The organism is Staphylococcus sp. AS1337 (genome assembly GCF_051408735.1).
In the GTDB taxonomy this organism is placed as follows: Bacteria; Bacillota; Bacilli; order Staphylococcales; family Staphylococcaceae; genus Staphylococcus; species Staphylococcus xylosus_B.
Map to the genome: position 1 here is coordinate 395,397 of NZ_JBOIHZ010000002.1, position 20,942 is coordinate 416,338.

Below are 20,942 nucleotides of genomic sequence, written 5' to 3' on the forward strand. Positions count from 1 at the left end.
ATGTGTGATCAAAATACATACATAGGTATAAGCACTTTGTTCTATAGGTCTAAATAACGAGGTGCACATTTAGTTACACCAAAAAAGTAATTTGGGCTATATATGAAAGGGTGAAGATTTACAATGTGGACAGTTGCAAAAATTCGAGCTGATTATGAAGGCTGGTGGTTATTTAGTGACTGGACTGATCATATCGTAGAACAGTATGACTTCGAGACTTACGATGAAATGTTAAATTTTTATACATCATTAATTTTTAAAAGCAAAAATTCATTCGATAACTATTTAGTTGGAAAGCACAATATTCATGCGTTTTATAACAATTGTGAATTAGGATTTTGTGAAGATTGTGATGAAGATTTACAAATATTCTATAGTTTTATAGTTTTAAATGAAAATGAAGTTTATTTTAATTTGCCTATAATTGAATAAACAATTAATTAACGTTTGCCTTGCAATTCAACTGAAAATATCCTATAATATTAGTCAAGCAATTGTTTTATTCCATATTGCAAAGAATATTGTACTAACAGATTCATCCTGTTTCATTGTATTTTTTGTAATATGCGAATAACGCATATTGAATGAATATTAGTCTTGGAGGTTTCACATTTATGAAACAAGGTACAGTAAAATGGTTTAACGCTGAAAAAGGATTTGGTTTTATCGAAGTTGAAGGAGAAAACGACGTATTCGTACACTTCTCAGCAATTAACCAAGAAGGTTACAAATCATTAGAAGAAGGTCAATCAGTTGAATTTGAAGTAGTTGAAGGCGACCGCGGTCCTCAAGCTGCAAACGTTGTAAAACTATAATATAGATTGCAATATTGACTATTTAAAGAACCTTGTTAAAGGTTCTTTTTTTATATCACCCCTAGCGATGAGCTAGGGGCTCTTAATACACATGCATTCTCTCATGTGCTCCTTTGCTATTAATTGTCATATTGCTTAATTACAGTGGCTTAATGCATACATAAGTTATATTATTTTACATCAGTATCAACTAAATAAAAAAGTGGTTCCATCAACCTTAAAGGAGATGGAATCACTTTTTTTAATTTATTTCGTATCATTAATGATCAATTGACGTAATGATTGACGTTTAATAACTTCTCTAGCTTTACCGTCTTTCAAGAAGAATACTGAAGGCTTCTGCATTTGATTATAGTTTGAAGCCATTGAATAATGATAAGCACCTGTAGATAAAACTGCTAAATAATCGCCACGTTTTACTGTGCTAGGTAATTTTGCATCCTTGATAATAATGTCACCAGACTCACATAATTTTCCTGCAATCGTAACTGTTTCATCTTTAGGATCATTTCTATTAACAAGTAGGGCTTCATATTGTGCATCGTATAATGATGTTCTAATATGATCACTCATACCTCCATCAATAGAAACGTATTTATTAACATTAGGGATTTCTTTAATTGTTCCAACTTCGTATAAAGTGATACCAGCTTCACCTACAATTGAACGCCCAGGTTCAATACCGATTTCAGGAATAGGGTAACTAGCTTCTTCAGCAATCGATTTAACCGCAGTAGTAATTTCCTCAATACCTTCTTCAATAGGGAAACTTACATCTCCTTCAACATATTTAATACTGAAGCCACCGCCAAGATTTATTAGCTCTACTTCAATATCATTTTCTTTCAACCAATGAACTACAAGTTTTGTAGTCTCAATCATTGCTTCAGTACCTTCAATTTGTGAACCTACATGAAAATGAACACCTTTAAGTTTTAAATATTTTGAAGTTTTAACTTTCTGTACACCTTGAATAGCTAATCCATGCTTGATAGATAAACCGAATTTACTATCTTCTTGTCCAGTTTGAATAAATTCATGCGTATGCGCTTCAACTCCTGGGTTTAATCTAATAACTACATTCACTTCTTCATTTGCGTAACGGTCAATAAGATCAATTTCTTCCAATGAATCTATAACGATATAGCCAACTTTGCTTTCTAAAGCATATCGAATTTCATGTTTCGTCTTATTATTTCCGTGAAAGTGGATATGTTGTGGGTCAAATCCAGCTTCTAAAGCCGTGTATAGTTCACCCTCAGAGACAACATCTAATTCAAGATTTTCTTCTTGAACCAATTTAACCATTTGTAAACAAGTAAATGCTTTAGATGCATATGAAACATTATAATTTAATCCACTTTTTTTAAAGGCTTCATGAAAACGTCTCATTTGATTTCTAATTTGTACTTCATCATAGACAATTGTAGGCGTCCCAAAACTTTGCGCTATAGTTTTAAGACTTGTACCTCCCATTGTAAGTTCGCCACTATCATTATATTCTACTACCATAATTTATCTATACTCCTTTATTAGTGAGTCGTGATTCATTGCACTCAGTTGTTCGGAATTGGCACCGACACCTTTAAACGTGTATTCATCAACACGTATATCATTATTATATAATATAACTTCATCTCGTGCATTCACACTATCATCGACTTCTACGAACATATGACTCATCATCAACGCACGTATAGGGAAACGTTTGCCGTTTATCATTGCTTCATGCTTCGCTCTTGATTTAAGAATGCCATCACCATAACCAATATCAACTACTGCTAGTTTAGTCTGATCTTTTGTTGCTTCAAACGCAAAACTATAACCACAGTAATCACCTTGATTTACTTCTCTTACTTGAATGATATTGCCTTTAACCGTTAATGATTGTTGAATGACTGTTTCGTCTATCGTACTATATGGTCTTGATCCGTACAAAGCAATACCCACACGTGCATGTGTATGATTAGGAAATATACCTTCTTCTCTATAATAACTTGCACTATTTTGAGCATGAATCATATCAAATTGATAGTTTTCAGCAAATAATGCCTCTACAATATCTAACCAAGCTTCACGTTCAATTTTATAATCAGTCACGTCAAATTCATCTGCATAGCCAAAATGGGTCCACAAACCCACAATATTCATTTTATTTGTATTTTGATTTTGCTCATGATGTGAAAGTAGTTCTTTAATTTCATCTATCGTCTTCATTCCTGAACGATGTAATAAATTCTCATATTCCACATGTACTTGTATATCATATAGTTCATTAAAATTCTCATAATAAAATGATAGGGAAGGTAAAGTCATTTGTATGTCATAAGCACGTACTTTATCAAATTCATAGACAGCATTCATTAAAAAAATAGTAGCATCTGGAGCTAGTTTACGAATCCGTATAGCTTCTCTTAATGAAGTCGTGCTAAATGTATTAATACCTATTGCCAAAAATTGTGTGACTGCAAACTCTAATCCATAATGATATGCATTATTTTTAACGACTGCCATCAATTGGTTGTCTTGTTTTACATTTTCAGCGTTTTTTCGAAATTTTGCTGTATCCACAGACCAAATAGCTGTCATTTTACGCGCACCTCACTGTAAGAATTTAATATTTGTTCATAATAATCAGCAATTCTAATAAGCATATGTTCATTAAAATTCAAATGAGAGGTATGTAACCCTGTAACAAATCCTTTGGATTCGTCACGTACACCTACAAAAACAAAATAACTTGGAGCTAGTTGACTATAAAAACTAAAATCTTCTCCAAATAAATATGGTGTAGGTTTATCAATCACTTCAAATTTCGCATTTCTCAAACCAGTTTCTACACGTTTACGCAAATTCGGATCATTATAAGTAGGGGGATAACCTTCTTCAAATTTCACTTCACAGTCGACATTGAATAATAATTTCACACTTTCTGCAATTTTAGCCATTTGTTGCTTAACTATTTCTAAATCATTAATATCATAAGTGCGAATAGTACCTTCCAAATATCCATGACTAGGTACCGTATTAATAGCTTCTCCAGCTTCAAAATGCCCCATATGAACTATATTTCGTTTCAAACCATTCAAATGATATTGTTGAATTTGACCAACTTGACCCAGTACATGTTGCAATGCTTCTCCACAAGAATATCCTTGCTCTTTATCTGCTACATGACTTGATAGACCATTTAAATAAAATCTATATTCTGTAGCACTTGCAGTAATTTCTTCATCTCTAATGACAACACGACCTTCATTTTCAAATGGCATCACATGGACACCAAACACAGCTTCAATAGGGTAATGACTAAATGCACCAGCTCTAATTAGTCGATTGGCGCCACCACCTGTTTCTTCAGCAGGTTGAAAGATAAAGACAATATTTTGAGGAAGTTCACCACGATCAGCTATGACTTTACAACGTTTGACAAAGAGCATTAACGCCGTTGTATGTCCATCATGCCCACATGCATGCATCACATTATCCGTTTTACTTTTAAAATCTATATCATTTTCTTCAAAGATTGGCAACGCATCGATATCTGCTCGATAAGCAATTGTGTGTTCGCCATTACCAGGTAAGTACGCAATAACCCCTGTATCAAGGGGTCTTTGATATTCGACTCCTAATTCTTCTAAAAAGTTAGCAATATATTCAGTTGTTTCATATTCATGTAAGCTCAACTCTGGATGTTGATGCAAGTAACGTCTATGTGTTGTAACAAATTCTAACTCATTCATCAAAATCAAATCCTTTTAGTTAAAGTTATATTTAGACTCTATTTTGTTCTTACAAGTCTATTATGTATCATTCTATATTATAAAAATGAGGAGGTAAGACGACCTTGTTATATATGAAATCACTATCACATATAACAAGTTGAGACATTATAATAAATTTTATGCAGTCTCGTCTAAACCTCCCATTTTGCTATTTCAACATTTACTTAAATTTCATCAATATGTTTTCATTTACAATAAATATCTTTTATTTTAATTAAGTATTAGTCATTTAATTTTCTTAACGCTGAAACAATCTCGCGTTTTGAATCTTCAACTTCGCTTGTTTGTTTAATGACTTTTGCAGGAGTACCAGCTACTACAGAACCTTCAGGTACATCTTGTGTTACAATTGCGCCTGCCGCAACAATAGAACCTTTACCAACACGAACACCTTCAAGAATTACTGCATTTGCACCAATTAATACATCATCTTCAATGACTACTGGTGATGCGCTTGGTGGTTCTATTACTCCTGCTAATACTGCACCAGCTCCAACATGAACATTTTTACCAGTAGTAGCACGTCCACCAAGCGTTGCATTCATATCTACCATAGTACCTTCACCAACTACAGCTCCGATATTAATTGTAGCACCCATCATGATTACTGCACCATCTTCAATAATCGCTTGTTCGCGAATAAAAGCGCCAGGTTCAATTCGTGCATTAGTGTTTGTTAAGTCTTTCAACGGAATTGCAGAGTTGCGACGATCCATTTCAACTTCTAATTGATCAATACTTGATTGATTGCTTTCGTAAAATTGTTTCCATTCGTCAGCTTCACAAAAGATTACTTTTGAATCAGCGGAACCAAAGACTTTAAAACTTTCAGGGAAGTTCATATTTTCAAACTTCCCATTTGCATATACTTTTAGTGGTGTGGATTTTTTTGCATCACTAATAAATTGAATAATTTCTTCTGCCGTTAAATGTTGTACCATAATTAAATACGCTCCTTAGGGTTTATAGGTTGTCAAATGTATAATAGTCATTTGCTTTATTGATTAATTTTTCTGCTGCGCCAATTGCACCATTGGCAAAAATATCTTTAGACTGTGCACGATGAGTTATTTCAATCGTTTCATCTGTACCAGCAAAAAGTATATCATGTTGTCCTACGATAGTGCCTCCACGAATTGAATGAACTCCAATTTCATCTTGAGTACGCTTTTCATTGTTTTCATGTCTATCATAAACTGGTGTAGATTGTGTACGTAATGATTCAATCACATCGTAAAGTTTAACTAGAGTACCACTTGGTGCGTCAACTTTTTTATTATGGTGAGCTTCTGTAAGCTCAATATCAAAGTCTTCTAGTAATGGCACAGCAGCTTCTAAAATTTTAGTTAGTGCGTGAACGCCATAACTCATGTTTGCACTGAAAAATACAGGCATACGATTACTTAGTTCTTTTAGTTTATCGATAATTGTATCTTTTTCACCAGTGGTCGCAATTACCAATGGTAAAGTGAAATCTTCTTCTAATAGAGGTAATAATAATTCAGGGTTTGAAAAATCAATAGCAACGTCTGCGTCTGTAACATCCGCAATATGTTGATAAGTAGGGTAAGGGTAGTCTTTAGTTTCATTTCTTACAATTATCCCTACAATTTCATGTCCCTTTTCTTCAGCTAGTCTAGCAACACGTTGATTCATTGCGCCATAGCCAATAAGTACTACTTTCATGCTTTTTCACCTGCTTTAAAATTTTCATAAGCTTGTTCTAATGTTTCTCGTTCACTGTCTTCAAGTGGAACTAATGGTAAACGAACTTCATAATTTCCAAATCCTTCCAATGCTGTTAATACTTTTACTGGAATAGGGTTTACATCTACTGATAGGGCATCAAGCAATGTTTGAATTGGTTGAAATTGCGTTTCAATATTTTCTCCATTTTGTTTAGCGTCGTATAGCGCTTGGAATGATTTCGGAATCACATTTGCAACAACTGAAATCACACCGTGACCATCTTTATTAAAATATTCAACCACATTATCGTCATTCCCACTATATAATGCGAAGTCATCTAGGTTAAGACGTTTTTTTAAATCGTCTAAATAATCAAAATCATTTGTTGCATCTTTTAGTGCGACGATATAATCATTTTGACTTAAAGTTTCGACAGTTTCTGCTTCAATTGTCATATTCGTACGGGAGGGAACATTATATAAAACGACTGGTAATTTAACTGCATCAGCAATTGTCGTAAAATGTGCAATTAAACCACGTTGGTTTGTTTTATTATAGTAGGGCGTAATCAACATGATTGCATCTGCGCCTAATTCTCTAGCACGTACTGAGGCTTGAATAGATTTTTGTGTATTGTTAGTACCTGTCCCTGCAATTACCGGTACTCGACCATCTACATGATTAATGACACTTTCTAATATTTGATCTTTCTCATCATCATTAAGTGTAGGGTTTTCTGCAGTAGTACCATTGACTACGATAGATTTCGTATCGTTCTCTATTAAATAATCAACATGTCTTCTAATGGCTTCATAGTCTACTTCATTGTGTGTGAATGGCGTTGCTAAAGCTACACCAACACCTTCAAAAATATGTCCCATGTTATTTAACTCCTTTCAAGCTCATCACTTGTTCAAGAATTTGTACTGCATTTAATGCTGCACCTTTCAATAAGTTATCAGAAGTACACCAAACGTGGAATGTATTATCTAAACTATCATCACGTCGAATACGTCCTACAAAAATTTCATCTTTATTAGTAGAATGTATCGCTAATGGGTATTCATTCTTCTGTGGATTATCAACAAGTACAACGCGATCATCATTTTCAAATAATGCTTGTATTGCTTCAACTGTCGCTTCTTTTTCTAATGTTACACTCATGTGCACGCTGTGACTATCTTGTACTGGTACACGAACACATGTCGCTGTAACTTTTAAATCATCTGTATTTAAGATTTTACGTGTTTCATCAATCATTTTTTGTTCTTCTTTTGTATACCCGTCTTCTAGGAAACTATCTATATGTGGTAACACATTATTATAAATTGGATGTGGGTAAGCTTCAGGCGATTTGCCATTTGCACCTTCTGCTAAATCTGCCTTACCTTTAACACCAGATCCAGATACTGCTTGATAAGTTGTGTATGCTACGCGTTTCAAACCATAAGTTTCTTGTAATGGTTTAAGTGGCACAACTGATTGAATCGTAGAGCAGTTAGGATTCGCAATAATCTTTCTATCTAATTTAGGTTCATTGACTTCTGGTACGATTAAATCGATACCTTCAGTCATTCTCCATTGGCTGGAGTTATCAATAACAATAGCACCTGCTTCTTCAAAGATAGGTGAGAAGTGCTCACTTGTACTACCACCTGCGCTCATCAATACATAATCAAATGATTCTTTAGCCGCATCTTCAGTTAACTCTCTAACTGTATACGTTTGACCTTGGAATTCTACTTGTTGTCCAGCTGAACGTGCTGATGAAAACAGCACCAATTCATCAAATGGAATCTCTTTTCTATCAATAGTTTCTAACATTTTTCTTCCTACTAAACCAGTTGCACCTGCAATTGCTAATCTTGTCATATACAATACACTCCAATGTTATTTTTTAATAGTAATATAATTTTGAAAATTCAGATATCAAAGGCTTGATAAAGGGTTTGAACAGCTCGTTCACCATTCATAGCATCAATAACACATGAAATACTAATTTCTGAAGTTGTTGTTTGATAAAATGAAATATCATTTTCAATCAATGTTTTGAATGCTTTTGAAGCTACGCCCGACATGTCTCTCATGCCAGAACCAATTAGAGAGAGTTTAACGTAATCTTCATTTATCTTAAAGTCTAACGCACTAAATGATTCTTTTAAAGACTCTAAAATCGTAGAAATTTGTATGACATCTGTATCTTTAATCGTGAACGACATTTGTAATCCTTCCAAATTAACGATTTGTGATATCATATCAACATTAACGGAACCATCTTCTAAATGGTTGAATAACGCAGTTAATAATTTGTTATCGGGTAGAGGATAACTAATAGTAACGTGCATCATATGCGTATCTAACGCAACGCCTGTAACGGCTTTTCTTTCTAATATTTCAGTTTGGGGCATAATCCATGTTCCTTTCACATTTGATAAAGTTCTTCCTAAGTAAAGTGGAATACTGTAATTGTTTGCCAATTCTACACTTCTTGTTTCAAGTACACCTGCGCCTAAAGCACTCATCTCCATCATTTCTTCATAAGAGACATAGTCCAAACGTTTAGCGTCCTTGTAAAGTCTTGGATCTGTTGCATAAACGCCATCAACATCTGTATATATTTCGCATGCTGTGTTATTGCTTGCTGCTAATGCGACTGCTGTAGTATCTGATCCACCACGACCTAATGTAGTTACTTCAAAGTTATCATTAATACCTTGAAAACCTGCTATGACTAAAATATCATTTTCGGTAAATGATTGCTCGAATGTCTCAGGATCAATTTCTGCTATACGACTCTTCAAATGATGTCCAACAGTTTTAATTCCTGCTTGATAGCCAGTCATGGCTTTGGCGTTAATACCAATATCATTTAAAACCATCGATAAATAAGAAACTGTTTGTTGCTCTCCTGTGGTAAGTAAGAGGGCAAGTTCCTGATCTTTAGGACTACTAGTTAAAGTCGAAACATTTGCCATTAGTTCATCTGTTGTTTTACCCATAGCACTTACAACCACAATTAATTGTTCACCTTGTTCAACTCTTAATCTAAGCATTTCGGCAATATTTTTTATTTTAGTAAAATCACTTACTGAAGAACCTCCAAATTTCAAAACACTTCTTTCCAATTTCTATATCCTCCTCAACGAATAGGGGAGAATCACAGTATTATAAAAAAAGAACAAGTTCGGAATGCGAACCTGTTCTATAATATATATACAAGTGATGCACTCCATTATTTTAAAATAATGACAGACTCTTAGCTCTTAACCATAAAGTCCAACGTGTTATAAGCTGCTATTATAACTGTTTCGGCATCTCACCCTTTCAAAATTAGCTGCTAGCAGGCAGGTTCTTCTAATAATTACTAATGATTGATGCGCCTCATCAAAACCATATTTAATTTTTTGTTTATGATACACATTATACATAGGCATGCATATACTGTAAACCGCTTTTACGCAGTTTTTTTAATTTACTGAAAAATCCAATACTTTATAAATCCTTTTTGCAACTTATGTGTAAAAAGTGTTGTAAATCAATTCATATTCCCAATTTTAAATTATAATAATGGGAATTATAGTGGATTAAAATTCTTCATATACTGCTGGATCTTGTCCTTTTAATCTGCCGTCTTTTTGTGTTAATGCATTTATTTTTTCTATATCATCATGCTCTAAAGTAAAATCAAAAACATCTTTATTTTGAATTTGTCTAGCAATAGAAGTTGCTTTTGGAATAGGTACTACACCATTTTGAATATGCCATCTCAAAATAATTTGAGGAATGGTTTTATCATATTTTTCTGCTATCACTTCAATATCCTTATCATTTATAACTTCTGAAGCACGACCAAGAGGGCTCCATGCTTGTGTGATAATTCCTTTTTCATTATGATATCTAAGCATATCTTGTTGGTTAAAATAAGGATGTAATTCTATTTGGTTAACCGAAGGCAGGACTCCTGTTTCTTGTTCTAACGTTTCAATGTGTTCAGGCAAGAAATTACATACACCGATAGATTTAATTAACCCAGCATTACGAGCATCAATCAACGCTTGCCAAGCCTCAACAAATTTACCATGTCTTGGATTTGGCCAATGTATTAAGTATAAATCTATATATTCCACATTCAGACGATAAATCGATTCTTGAATAGCAATCATTGCCGAATTGTAGTCTTGATAACGCCCAGGAAGTTTAGAAGTTACAATAATTTGGTCTCTTGAGACATGACTCTGTTCAATCGCTTTACCAACGGTACCTTCATTCTCATAATTATATGCAGTATCTAATAAACGATAACCTTGATTTAACGCGCTAACAATCGCATGCATCCCTGATACACCATTTAACTTATATGTACCAAATCCTATTTGGGGTATTATCTTGCCGTCAATCATATCTATATTTTGCATTTTCAAATTCCTCCTAGCTTAAACTTATAATGATTATATAATTCTTGAAAAGCATTTCAAAGTAATTGGCCCTTACAACATTTATTTTACAATCATCAAATGGGGAGTAATAAAAAAGTCTGCCAGATTATAAACTGGCAGACAAATATATTTTCATATTTTTAATTATTATTAAACAATCATTAATTATTTCGTTAATACGCCAGTTTCTTCTAAATAAGCTTGGTATGATATCTCTTTAGATACAGCTCCAGCTGGATTTAAGTCGATTACACGATTTGCGATTGTATTGATAAATTCAAAGTCATATGAAGTAAAAATAAGAGAACCTTTAAAGTTCTTCAAGCCATCATTTACAGCAGTGATACTTTCTAAGTCTAAGTGGTTCGTAGGCTCATCAAGTAATAATACGTTTGCGCTTGATAACATCATTTTACTTAGCATACAACGCACTTTTTCTCCCCCTGATAATACACTTGCTTTTTTCTTAACTTCTTCACCACTAAATAACATACGACCTAAGAAACCACGTAAGAACGTTTCAGTTTGTTCATCCTCAGGTGCGTATTGGCGTAACCAATCGACAAGATTCATGTCAACACCTTCAAAGAATTCTGAGTTATCTTTAGGGAAGTAGCTGCGAGATGTAGTAACACCCCATCTTACAGTACCTTCATCAGGTTCCATTTCTCCAGCTAGTATTTTCAGTAATGTTGATTTAGCAAATTCACTATCTCCAATTAATACAGCTTTATCATTTGGATCCATTGTAAATGAAATGTTATCAAGAACTTTAACACCATCAATTGATTTTGATAGGTTTTCGACAAATAATAAGTCGTTACCAATTTCACGTTCTGGCGTGAATTTTACAAATGGATAACGGCGCGAAGAAGGTTGAATATCATCGAGTTCAATTTTCTCTAATTGCTTTTTACGGCTTGTAGCTTGTTTAGATTTAGATGCGTTTGCAGAGAAACGCGCAACAAATTCTTGTAACTCTTTAATTTTTTCTTCTTTTTTCTTGTTTTGATCTTGGGCCATTTTCATAGCTAATTCACTTGACTGATACCAAAAATCATAGTTACCTACATAAACTTTAATCTTACCATAATCTAAATCAGCAATATGAGTACACACATTATTTAAAAAGTGTCTATCATGTGATACGACAATAACAGTGTTGTCAAAATTGATAAGGAAATCTTCTAACCAACTTATAGCTGGAATATCTAGTCCGTTAGTCGGCTCATCTAGTAATAGTACATCTGGCTGACCAAAGAGACTTTGTGCTAATAACACTTTAACTTTTTGATTGTTTTCTAATTCTGACATCGTTTTGTCTTGCAAGTCAGCTTTAATACCAAGACCAGAAAGTAGGGAACCAGCATCTGCTTCTGCATTCCAACCATCCATTTCTGCGAATTCACCTTCAAGTTCAGCAGCTCTGATACCGTCTTCATCATTGAAATCTGGTTTCATATAAATTTCATCTTTTTCTTTCATTACTTCATATAAACGTTCATGACCTTTAATAACAACGTCTAAAACACGTTCATCTTCAAAGGCGAAGTGATCTTGTTTCAATACTGCTAAACGTTCATTTTTACCCATTGAAACATGGCCAGTTTGAGCGTCTAATTCACCGGATAAAATCTTCAAGAATGTTGACTTACCAGCTCCATTTGCCCCAATCAAACCATAGCAATTGCCATCTGTAAATTTAATATTTACATCTTCGAATAGTTTACGATCGCCAAATCGTAAACTTACATCAGTAACTTGTAACATGCATTTACTCCTTTTCGTTAATCTACCGGACAAATTATAACACACTTAGCTTGTACTTTCGACCATTCTCGCTATACTGATGCTTGTTTCCTTATAGCATGTTATAATAAGAAAGAATAAATTTATGTACGAAGGAGAAAAGTATGGCCCAAGATGAAAAAGATATAGTAGGTTCAATAGAATTTCTTGAAGTTGTTGGTATAGAAGGCTCAACATACCAATTAAAAGGACCAAATGGCGAAGACGTAAAACTAAACCAATCTGAAATTAACGAAGAAGATGAATTACAAATAGGGGAAGAATATAGTTTCTTCATCTATCCAAACAGATCAGGAGCATTATTTGCCACACAAAATATGCCTGATATCACAACAGATAAGTATGCTTTTGTTAAAGTAATCAAAACAGACCGCGATGGTGCGCATGTAGATGTCGGTTTACCGAGAGAGGTATTAATTCCTTGGGTAGATTTACCAAAAGTAAAAGAAGTATGGCCAATACAAGGTGATGAGTTATTTGTTACTTTACGTGTGGACAGGGACAACAATATGTTTGCGCGTTTAGCGACTGAAACTATTGTCGAACAAATGTACACCCCTTCATTTGAAAATGAAAAGCAAAACCAAGTTATCGAAGCTAGACCATATCGTCTATTAAGAATTGGTAGTTTCTTACTATCTAAAGATGGATATAAAATATTTGTTCATGAATCTGAACGTAAAGCAGAACCACGTCTTGGTGAAAATGTAAAAGTACGTATTATTGGCCAAAATGATAAAGGTGAATTAAACGGGTCATTTTTACCATTAGCTCACGAAAGATTAGATGATGATGGGCAACGCATTTTTGATTTACTTGTAGAATATAATGGCGAACTACCATTTTCAGATAAATCAAGTCCTGAAGCCATTAAAGAAATATTTAACATGAGCAAAGGGTCCTTTAAAAGAGCAATTGGTCATCTTTACAAAAATAAAATTATTAACATTGAAGGTGGTAAAATAGCTTTAACTCAAAAGGGTTGGGACCGAGTAGAAAAATAGTCCACGAAGTTAAACGTAAAAAACTTTAAAACGTCATATAGAAATACACGTTATAACCTGAAAACACTACGGTAAAGTAGTTGTTTTCAGGTTTTTTTAGTTTTTATATTACAAACCCTGAATTTTTGTAATATATCACTAAGATTATAAACACTGCTACCAAAGCATTTTTAGTACTAATACACATTATCATATGCAAAATATAAATATTGTAAATGACAAAAATGTTTTCTTAACGAAACATTTACACTAACTATATTTCTATTTAATAAACATTATGTAGTATAGGAACTGTAATAAATACATATAACTTTTGGGTTATTCACTTATTAGGAGGATGTTTCAATGAAAAAATGGCAATTATTTGGTGCTACAGCAATCGGCGCTTCACTTTTATTAGGAGCTTGTGGTGGCGGTAACGCAAACTCAGGTAAAGGCGAAGGAGAAGTAAAGGGCGATGGCTCTTCTACAGTAGGTCCAATCATTGAAAAACTAAATGAAAAATTTGCTAAAGATAATTCAGATGTAACAGTTTCTTCTGGCACTTCAGGAACAGGTGGTGGCTTTGAGAAATTCATAGCCGGGAATACTGATTTTTCAAACGCTTCTAGACCAATCAAAGATGAAGAAAAGAAAAAACTAGATGATAAAGGCATTAAATATGATGAATTCAAAATTGCTCAAGATGGTGTAACGATTACTGTAAACAAAGATAATGATTTCGTTGATGAACTTACAAAAGAACAACTTAAAAAAATCTACTCAGGCGAAGCAAAAACTTGGAAAGATGTTAATTCAGAATGGCCATCAAAAGAAATCAAAGCTTTCTCACCTGACCAATCACATGGTACTTATGACTTCTTTACCGAAGAAGTGATGGATAAAGGGGATATCAAGGCTGAGAAAAACGCTGATACAAACGTAATAGTACAATCAGTTCAAAACAATGAAAATGGTGTTGGTTACTTTGGTTACAACTTCTACGAACAAAACAAAGATAAATTAAAAGAAGTTAAAGTTAAAGATGATGAAGGTAAAACTACTGAGCCAACTAAGAAAACAATACAAGATGGTTCTTATGCTTTAAGTAGACCATTATACATTTACACAAATGAGAAAAAATTAAAAGATAATAAAGGATTCCAAGACTTTATGAAATTTGTACTTGAAGACAAAGGTAAATCCGCTGAAGATGCAGGTTTCGTAGCATTACCTAAAAAAGATTACAAAGAACAACAAGATAAATTAAAAGATATTATTGGTAAAGAAAGTAAAGATAGCAAAAAAGAAGAAAAATAATTTTTAATTAGATCGTTAAGGGTTGGGATTCTGGAATGGACACAAAGTAAACTTTGTACACTACTTTGTCATCACACTTCCATTCCCAACCTTTTTAAATAATTGGGAGTTTACAAGAAGGAAGGAATTCACATGGCGAATAATAACCTCTCCGTAAGTGAAATGATAGCAAGAAATAATGCTAAAAAGAATGGTACGAGTGATAAAATTGCACCAATAATTTTAGGCATTATTGCAGTTTTCTCTATTTTAGCAACAATTGGCATTATCGTAACACTGTTAACAGAAACAATCACATTTTTTACACGCGTTTCATTAGCAGACTTTTTCCTTACAATGGAATGGAATCCATTTTCATCAACACCTAAATATGGCATTTGGGCTTTAATTTTAGGAACATTAAAAATTACAGCCATCGCTACCGTTGTTGCAGTACCGCTTGGTTTAGGTGCAGCATTATATTTAAGTGAATATGCTTCAAATAGAGCAAGAAGCATTATTAAACCAATATTAGAAATACTTTCTGGTATTCCGACAATCGTATTTGGTTTCTTTGCCTTAACTTTTGTTACACCTTTATTACGTTCTATATTTCCGGAATTAGGCAGTTTCAACTCAATAAGTCCAGGATTAGTCGTAGGGGTCATGATCATACCATTAATCTCAAGCATGAGCGAAGATGCGATGTCTTCTGTTCCAAACAAAATGCGTGAAGGTGCATTAGGTCTCGGCGCAACAAAATTCGAAGTCGCAACTAAAGTAGTGTTACCAGCAGCTACATCAGGTATCATGGCATCAATTGTTTTAGCTATATCACGTGCTATAGGCGAAACAATGATTGTGTCTCTTGCAGCCGGTAGTACACCAACTGCTTCTTTGGATTTAACTGGTTCTATTCAAACAATGACTGGTTATATCGTACAAGTAGCTACAGGGGACGCAACATTTGGATCAGATATATACTATAGTATATACGCTGTAGGCTTCACATTATTTATTTTTACTTTAATCATGAACTTATTATCACATTGGATCACAAAACGTTTCAGAGAGGAGTATTAAAATGGCTGAAACAAATAATAGCAAAGTACTTGTCGATCAAAACACCGTTGAGAAAAAACTCTCTGGACGCTTATCCGTTAATAAAATTAATAAATGGGCATTTTTTGCTTGTACAATGATTGGTTTACTTGTCTTAGCAGCATTAATCATAGATACACTCTTCAAAGGCGTCGGGCATCTGACACCATCATTTTTCACAAGTTTCTCATCTTCAACACCGTCGATGGCAGGTATTAAGGGCGCTTTAATCGGAACAATATGGTTGATGATTACAATCATCCCAATTTCTATTATTTTAGGTGTCGGGACCGCAATTTATTTAGAAGAATACTCTAAAGATAATGCATTTACAAATTTTATTAAAGTTAGTATTTCAAACTTAGCTGGTGTCCCATCAGTAGTATTCGGTTTACTAGGTTTAACTATTTTTGTTCGAGGCATGGGCATCGAAGCTTTAGCGCTAAGTAATTCTATCTTAGCCGCTGCGCTGACAATGTCGTTGTTAATTCTACCTGTAATTATTGTTGCAAGCCAAGAAGCTATAAGAGCAGTACCTAATTCAATTAGAGAAGCTTCATACGGTCTAGGTGGTAATAAATGGCAAACTATTCGTCGCATTGTATTGCCAGCAGCAATACCTGGTATATTAACAGGCTTTATCCTTGCTCTATCTAGAGCATTAGGTGAAACTGCACCATTAATTCTTATTGGTATACCAACTGTGTTGTTACAGTTACCATCAAGCGTATTCGATCAATTCCAAGCTTTACCAATGGCAATCTACAACTGGGCTAAGTTACCTCAGGCAGAATTCCAAAACGTGGCTTCAGCAGGAATAATCGTATTACTAGTAATCTTATTATTGATGAACGCTATTGCAATATTCTTAAGAAATAAATACAGCAAAAAATATTAATTTAGTAATAGAACACAAGATTTTATCTAACTAGGCTATGAAAATGGGAATATGCTAACATTTTCGAAAATGTTAGCACATAGCCTAAAAAAAGGAGTTTTAATTATGACTAACAAACAAATTAAAGATAGAAATGATGATTTACAATCACATACGAATCGTAACGATACGCCTATAGCAACAATAGATCCAAATACGTCGGAAAATAAAATAATTAATACGCAAAAAAATATTGTGTACTCTACTAAAAACTTAGATTTATGGTATGGCGAAAACCACGCTTTAAAAAACATTAATCTCGATATTTTAGAAAATAATGTAACTGCTATTATTGGGCCTTCTGGTTGCGGTAAATCAACATATATCAAAGCATTAAACCGTATGGTAGAACTTGTACCATCTGTTAAAACAGCAGGAAAAATTTTATATCGTGATAATAATATTTTTGATGATAAATATTCTGTTGAAAAATTAAGAACAAACGTTGGCATGGTATTCCAACAACCGAACCCATTCCCTAAATCAATTTATGATAATATCACATATGGCCCTAAAATTCATGGCATTAAAAATAAAAAAGTTTTAGATGAAATTGTAGAAAAATCATTACGTGGCGCAGCAATTTGGGACGAATTAAAAGATCGTTTAGATACAAATGCATACAGTTTATCAGGTGGGCAACAACAACGTGTCTGCATCGCTCGTACATTAGCAATAGAACCAGATGTCATACTGATGGATGAGCCAACTTCTGCTTTAGATCCTATTTCTACATTAAAAGTTGAAGAACTTGTTCAAGAATTAAAAGAGAAATATTCGATTATTATTGTGACACACAATATGCAACAAGCAGCTCGTGTTTCTGATAAAACCGCATTCTTCCTTAATGGCTATGTAAATGAATACGATGATACTGACAAGATCTTCTCAAATCCTTCTGATAAACAAACAGAAGATTATATCTCTGGTAGATTCGGATAATTTAAATATGGCGATTATTAGACGCAAATATGAAGACCAACTCGACGATTTAATCAAAGATTTACGTCGACTTGGTCTTCATGTATATCGTAATATTGAATACGCATTAACGTCATTAAGTGAAGAAGATCGTAACTATGCTAGACAAACTATAGCCAAAGATAAAGATATCAATGCGATTGAAACTGAAATTAACGAAAAAGTTATCATGCTTATAACTAAACAACAACCCATTGCTAGCGATTTGCGTTTAATGATGGCAGCAATGAAAATTGCTTCTGACTTCGAACGTATTGGAGATAACTCAGCTAATATTGCTGAAATTAGACTTAGAGCTAAAATCATTGATAATTACGTCCTCACAAGACTTAACACAATGGGGAAACTCGCACTTTTAATGTTAAAAGATTTAAACGATGCTGTAAGAGACAATGATATTACTTTAATTAAAGAGATCATCGAAAGAGATGTAGACATTGACGATTTATATAGAAATATAGTCAATACGACTTATTTAATAGATAATGATCCTTTTGTGGCTGGTCAAGCTCATTTAGCCGCAAGATATCTAGAGCGTATAGGAGATCATATTACAAATATCGCTGAAAACATTTACTTTTTCATCACAGGTGATCGCTACGAATCATATAATAAATAAAAAAGGCTCAATAGTCGCACAGGAGTTTAGCACCTTGCGATTATTGAGTCTTTTTTATCATTCTACAAGCTTTATGCTTGTTCAATTTCATCTGTAAGTTTTTCTAATTCATCAACTAGACTGCCTATATAGCCAATTGTTGATTTTAAAGGAGCATCTGTACGGATATCTATATTAGCGATATCTGCAAGTGCTACAGGCGATTTACTGCCACCAGCTTTCAACGTTTCTAACCAAGCATCAACTGCAGGTTGTCCTTCGTTTTGAATGCGTTGAGACATAACTGTACCAATTGTTAAGCCAGCAGAATACGTATAAGAATATAAACCCATATAATAGTGAGGCTGTCTCATCCATGTTAATTCTGTACCTTCAGTCAATTTAACACTATCACCAAAGAATTGGCCATATACATCTAGCATAATTTGATTAAGTACAGGAGCAGTTAATGATTCTCCTTTATCCACTTTATTATAAACTTCGCGCTGATATGCTGCTTCTAATAAATGCGTAACCATATTATGATAGTAAGTTCTTGAAACAATTGAACCAATTACCCAACGCTTAAATTTAGGATTGTCACTATTTTTGAACAGATAATTAGACATAAGCATTTCATTCATTGTTGACGGTGCTTCAACAAAATACATAGAAGCTTCTGATTCTAAATAATTCTGGTGTTTCTGTGCCAAAGTGAAGTGGCCAGCATGACCAAGCTCATGTGCTAGAACAAACGTTTCAGTCATTTTACCAGTCCAAGAGATAAATATATATGAATGTGAGGCGTAAGGACTTGCACAGTATGCACCAGTATCTTTACCTTTATTTTGAGCAAAATCTATCCACCTATCATTGTACGCTGATTCAACCATTTTTAAGTAATCTTCACCTAAGACTTCTAAAGCACCATAAATATATTGCTTAGATTCTTCAATTGAGATTTCTGGTTCATAATCCGGATCAATAGACACTTTCAAATCTTCGAATCCCATAACTTCTAAGCCGTGAACACGTTTGATTAACTTAGCATATTTTTGCATAATTGGAGCCAAATCACTCATAATTACATCAATTTGGCGATTAAACATATCGCGTGTGACTTCTTGATCTTGCAATAAATAATCAATAACTGAGTCATAACCCCTTAAATCTGCTTCTATTTTCTCTTGCTGAACTTGCATATTGTATGTAGCAGCAGTAGTATGTTGGTATTTACGTAATGCATCGCTGAAATATTTGAAGCTTGTTTTTCTAAACGTTGCATCTGGATTATCTTCATATTCATTTTCAAATGTTGCATAATCTAAAGGATAGGCTTGATTATTATGTTCAAAAGATTCAAAGTTTATGTCCAACATTTTAGTAGTGCCATATAACTCATATGCGCTATCAAAAGTAGGGGACAAACTAGCTAATACTTTTTCAACTTCTGGTGATAATTCATATGCTTTTTTAGATTTAACTTTAGTAAGAAAATGGGGGTATTTCGACATATTAATTAGTTCATTTAAATCTTGTTCGGATAATGCTATAATCTCTGATACTACAAAAGATAACTCACTTGCAATTTTGCCATAAGATGTAGATAATTTTGCACTTAGTGTCTGTGACTGTTCGTTGGCTGTATCTACACTTAAGCGTAATTCTGCATAATTAGCCATTCTGTCTAATTGAATTAATATTTCAGAATAGTCATCCAAAGCTTGTTCAATTATCTGTACATCTTTCAACTGGTTAACATATTGAGCATTAAATGCCTTAGCCGATTTAATAATATCTGTTAAAGTTTGATAAAATTCATCATCTGAGATGAATAAATCTGTAACGTCCCACGTTTCTTCTAATGGAACTTCTTTTCTGAACGGTAATGTTTCAGTCATTGAATCACTCCTAAAATTTATTTAGTATTCACAGTTAATTATACATGAAAGACCCTTAAGAAATACAACCGTAAGTTTAGTAAAATTTAAAGTAGGGAACAGTTATAAAATAGATTGACTACACATGAATCCGTAGATATTATTAAATTATACTCCCACAGTCGGACACTATTTATATGAAAATATAGTACAATTAAATAAACACCACTTAAAACCAGGTTTTAAAATATAAGGAGTGCAATAGATGACGATTTTTGATATGCCTAATTTTTTATGGATTTCAATTGTTGCAGTTATAGTCGTAACTGTTTTTTGTAATCTCGTATTAAATAAATGGTTTGCTACAGCTATTCTAACATTTATAGTGTTAGCAATAGCCGCGTTTCTAATTCCTAATTTCCAAGACATTACCTATGAGCCATTACTAGGATTTGCAGCGTTTATGGCTGTTCTAAGCTTAATCATTAGCTTTTTGATATGGTTTTCTACAAGAAATTGGAGACGTAAACGTCGAGAGAAAAAAGCAAAAAAAGAAATTCGTAAACGTGGAGGAATACCACAAGACGAAATAGAAAATTACAGAGAAAAAAGATAAACATTTATAAAAG

Annotated in this window: 20 protein-coding genes and 1 riboswitch; of the genes, 9 read left to right on the forward strand and 11 right to left on the reverse strand. The window is 33.6% G+C overall.

The window, feature by feature from the left end; genetic code table 11:
* Positions 1-123: 123 nt before the first annotated feature.
* Positions 124-432, forward strand: a complete 309-nt coding sequence (gene msaA, locus ACSUE0_RS04655) for a regulatory protein MsaA (RefSeq protein WP_017724442.1) — start codon at positions 124-126, stop codon at positions 430-432.
* A 182-nt stretch (positions 433-614) separates the two neighbouring features.
* Positions 615-815, forward strand: a complete 201-nt coding sequence (cspA, locus tag ACSUE0_RS04660; protein ID WP_001831260.1) for a cold shock protein CspA — start codon at positions 615-617, stop codon at positions 813-815.
* A gap of 246 nt (positions 816-1,061) precedes the next feature.
* On the opposite strand, the gene lysA is transcribed toward cspA, so the two are convergent.
* The 10 genes from lysA to ACSUE0_RS04710 form a co-directional block, all read right to left on the reverse strand.
* Positions 1,062-2,327 (reverse strand): diaminopimelate decarboxylase, encoded by a 1,266-nt coding sequence (lysA, locus tag ACSUE0_RS04665; RefSeq protein ID WP_119614142.1) that lies wholly within the window; start codon positions 2,325-2,327, stop codon positions 1,062-1,064.
* A 3-nt stretch (positions 2,328-2,330) separates the two neighbouring features.
* The gene (locus ACSUE0_RS04670; protein WP_436956293.1) at positions 2,331-3,404 is read right to left on the reverse strand and encodes an alanine racemase; all 1,074 of its coding nucleotides are present in this window, start codon (positions 3,402-3,404) and stop codon (positions 2,331-2,333) included.
* On the reverse strand, positions 3,401-4,558 hold the full coding sequence (locus tag ACSUE0_RS04675) for a M20 metallopeptidase family protein (protein ID WP_119614144.1): 1,158 nt from the start codon (positions 4,556-4,558) through the stop codon (positions 3,401-3,403). The genes ACSUE0_RS04670 and ACSUE0_RS04675 overlap by 4 nt, the downstream gene beginning before the upstream one ends.
* A gap of 263 nt (positions 4,559-4,821) precedes the next feature.
* Positions 4,822-5,541 (reverse strand): 2,3,4,5-tetrahydropyridine-2,6-dicarboxylate N-acetyltransferase, encoded by a 720-nt coding sequence (gene dapD / locus ACSUE0_RS04680; RefSeq protein ID WP_119614145.1) that lies wholly within the window; start codon positions 5,539-5,541, stop codon positions 4,822-4,824.
* Between the two features lie 22 nt (positions 5,542-5,563).
* A complete protein-coding gene (gene dapB / locus ACSUE0_RS04685; protein WP_119614146.1) occupies positions 5,564-6,286 on the reverse strand; it encodes a 4-hydroxy-tetrahydrodipicolinate reductase in 723 nt (240 codons plus the stop codon).
* Complete coding sequence (gene dapA, locus ACSUE0_RS04690) at positions 6,283-7,170, reverse strand: 4-hydroxy-tetrahydrodipicolinate synthase (protein WP_436956296.1); 888 nt, start codon at positions 7,168-7,170, stop codon at positions 6,283-6,285. Before dapA ends, dapB begins: the two co-directional genes overlap by 4 nt.
* Position 7,171: 1 nt before the next feature.
* Complete coding sequence (locus tag ACSUE0_RS04695; protein WP_119614148.1) at positions 7,172-8,161, reverse strand: aspartate-semialdehyde dehydrogenase; 990 nt, start codon at positions 8,159-8,161, stop codon at positions 7,172-7,174.
* Between the two features lie 50 nt (positions 8,162-8,211).
* The gene (locus ACSUE0_RS04700) at positions 8,212-9,414 is read right to left on the reverse strand and encodes an aspartate kinase (protein ID WP_119614149.1); all 1,203 of its coding nucleotides are present in this window, start codon (positions 9,412-9,414) and stop codon (positions 8,212-8,214) included.
* A gap of 89 nt (positions 9,415-9,503) precedes the next feature.
* A riboswitch (Lysine riboswitch) is annotated at positions 9,504-9,682 on the reverse strand.
* Between the two features lie 191 nt (positions 9,683-9,873).
* A complete protein-coding gene (locus ACSUE0_RS04705) occupies positions 9,874-10,704 on the reverse strand; it encodes an aldo/keto reductase (protein WP_119614150.1) in 831 nt (276 codons plus the stop codon).
* Positions 10,705-10,890: 186 nt separating this feature from the next.
* Positions 10,891-12,495, reverse strand: coding sequence for an ABC-F family ATP-binding cassette domain-containing protein (locus ACSUE0_RS04710; protein ID WP_119614151.1), 1,605 nt, complete (start codon positions 12,493-12,495; stop codon positions 10,891-10,893).
* A gap of 143 nt (positions 12,496-12,638) precedes the next feature.
* Here ACSUE0_RS04710 and ACSUE0_RS04715 point away from each other — a divergent pair, with 143 nt between their 5' ends.
* From ACSUE0_RS04715 to phoU, 6 genes are all read left to right on the forward strand, one after another.
* A complete protein-coding gene (locus tag ACSUE0_RS04715) occupies positions 12,639-13,538 on the forward strand; it encodes a CvfB family protein (RefSeq protein WP_436956299.1) in 900 nt (299 codons plus the stop codon).
* 345 nt (positions 13,539-13,883) lie between these two features.
* Complete coding sequence (locus ACSUE0_RS04720) at positions 13,884-14,837, forward strand: PstS family phosphate ABC transporter substrate-binding protein (RefSeq protein ID WP_119614844.1); 954 nt, start codon at positions 13,884-13,886, stop codon at positions 14,835-14,837.
* 132 nt (positions 14,838-14,969) lie between these two features.
* A complete protein-coding gene (gene pstC, locus ACSUE0_RS04725) occupies positions 14,970-15,899 on the forward strand; it encodes a phosphate ABC transporter permease subunit PstC (RefSeq protein WP_119614843.1) in 930 nt (309 codons plus the stop codon).
* A gap of 1 nt (position 15,900) precedes the next feature.
* Positions 15,901-16,815 (forward strand): phosphate ABC transporter permease PstA, encoded by a 915-nt coding sequence (pstA, locus tag ACSUE0_RS04730; RefSeq protein WP_436956302.1) that lies wholly within the window; start codon positions 15,901-15,903, stop codon positions 16,813-16,815.
* 105 nt (positions 16,816-16,920) lie between these two features.
* On the forward strand, positions 16,921-17,796 hold the full coding sequence (gene pstB, locus ACSUE0_RS04735) for a phosphate ABC transporter ATP-binding protein PstB (protein ID WP_119614841.1): 876 nt from the start codon (positions 16,921-16,923) through the stop codon (positions 17,794-17,796).
* A gap of 7 nt (positions 17,797-17,803) precedes the next feature.
* Positions 17,804-18,454 (forward strand): phosphate signaling complex protein PhoU, encoded by a 651-nt coding sequence (gene phoU, locus ACSUE0_RS04740; protein ID WP_119614840.1) that lies wholly within the window; start codon positions 17,804-17,806, stop codon positions 18,452-18,454.
* A gap of 71 nt (positions 18,455-18,525) precedes the next feature.
* Here phoU and pepF read toward each other — a convergent pair whose 3' ends face one another.
* Positions 18,526-20,334 (reverse strand): oligoendopeptidase F, encoded by a 1,809-nt coding sequence (gene pepF / locus ACSUE0_RS04745; protein WP_119614839.1) that lies wholly within the window; start codon positions 20,332-20,334, stop codon positions 18,526-18,528.
* Positions 20,335-20,578: 244 nt separating this feature from the next.
* On the opposite strand from pepF, the gene ACSUE0_RS04750 reads away from it, so the two are divergent.
* The gene (locus tag ACSUE0_RS04750; protein WP_119614838.1) at positions 20,579-20,929 is read left to right on the forward strand and encodes a hypothetical protein; all 351 of its coding nucleotides are present in this window, start codon (positions 20,579-20,581) and stop codon (positions 20,927-20,929) included.
* Positions 20,930-20,942 lie beyond the last annotated feature (13 nt).

Bases quoted from the DNA above. Each gene is read 5' to 3' on its own strand.
- msaA (WP_017724442.1), top strand. From the start codon at position 124: ATGTGGACAGTTGCAAAAATTCGAGCTGATTATGAAGGCTGGTGGTTA.
- cspA (WP_001831260.1), top strand. From the start codon at position 615: ATGAAACAAGGTACAGTAAAATGGTTTAACGCTGAAAAAGGATTTGGT.
- lysA (WP_119614142.1), bottom strand. From the start codon at position 2,327: ATGGTAGTAGAATATAATGATAGTGGCGAACTTACAATGGGAGGTACA.
- ACSUE0_RS04670 (WP_436956293.1), bottom strand. From the start codon at position 3,404: ATGACAGCTATTTGGTCTGTGGATACAGCAAAATTTCGAAAAAACGCT.
- ACSUE0_RS04675 (WP_119614144.1), bottom strand. From the start codon at position 4,558: ATGAATGAGTTAGAATTTGTTACAACACATAGACGTTACTTGCATCAA.
- dapD (WP_119614145.1), bottom strand. From the start codon at position 5,541: ATGGTACAACATTTAACGGCAGAAGAAATTATTCAATTTATTAGTGAT.
- dapB (WP_119614146.1), bottom strand. From the start codon at position 6,286: ATGAAAGTAGTACTTATTGGCTATGGCGCAATGAATCAACGTGTTGCT.
- dapA (WP_436956296.1), bottom strand. From the start codon at position 7,170: ATGGGACATATTTTTGAAGGTGTTGGTGTAGCTTTAGCAACGCCATTC.
- ACSUE0_RS04695 (WP_119614148.1), bottom strand. From the start codon at position 8,161: ATGACAAGATTAGCAATTGCAGGTGCAACTGGTTTAGTAGGAAGAAAA.
- ACSUE0_RS04705 (WP_119614150.1), bottom strand. From the start codon at position 10,704: ATGCAAAATATAGATATGATTGACGGCAAGATAATACCCCAAATAGGA.
- ACSUE0_RS04710 (WP_119614151.1), bottom strand. From the start codon at position 12,495: ATGTTACAAGTTACTGATGTAAGTTTACGATTTGGCGATCGTAAACTA.
- ACSUE0_RS04715 (WP_436956299.1), top strand. From the start codon at position 12,639: ATGGCCCAAGATGAAAAAGATATAGTAGGTTCAATAGAATTTCTTGAA.
- ACSUE0_RS04720 (WP_119614844.1), top strand. From the start codon at position 13,884: ATGAAAAAATGGCAATTATTTGGTGCTACAGCAATCGGCGCTTCACTT.
- pstC (WP_119614843.1), top strand. From the start codon at position 14,970: ATGGCGAATAATAACCTCTCCGTAAGTGAAATGATAGCAAGAAATAAT.
- pstA (WP_436956302.1), top strand. From the start codon at position 15,901: ATGGCTGAAACAAATAATAGCAAAGTACTTGTCGATCAAAACACCGTT.
- pstB (WP_119614841.1), top strand. From the start codon at position 16,921: ATGACTAACAAACAAATTAAAGATAGAAATGATGATTTACAATCACAT.
- phoU (WP_119614840.1), top strand. From the start codon at position 17,804: ATGGCGATTATTAGACGCAAATATGAAGACCAACTCGACGATTTAATC.
- pepF (WP_119614839.1), bottom strand. From the start codon at position 20,334: ATGACTGAAACATTACCGTTCAGAAAAGAAGTTCCATTAGAAGAAACG.
- ACSUE0_RS04750 (WP_119614838.1), top strand. From the start codon at position 20,579: ATGACGATTTTTGATATGCCTAATTTTTTATGGATTTCAATTGTTGCA.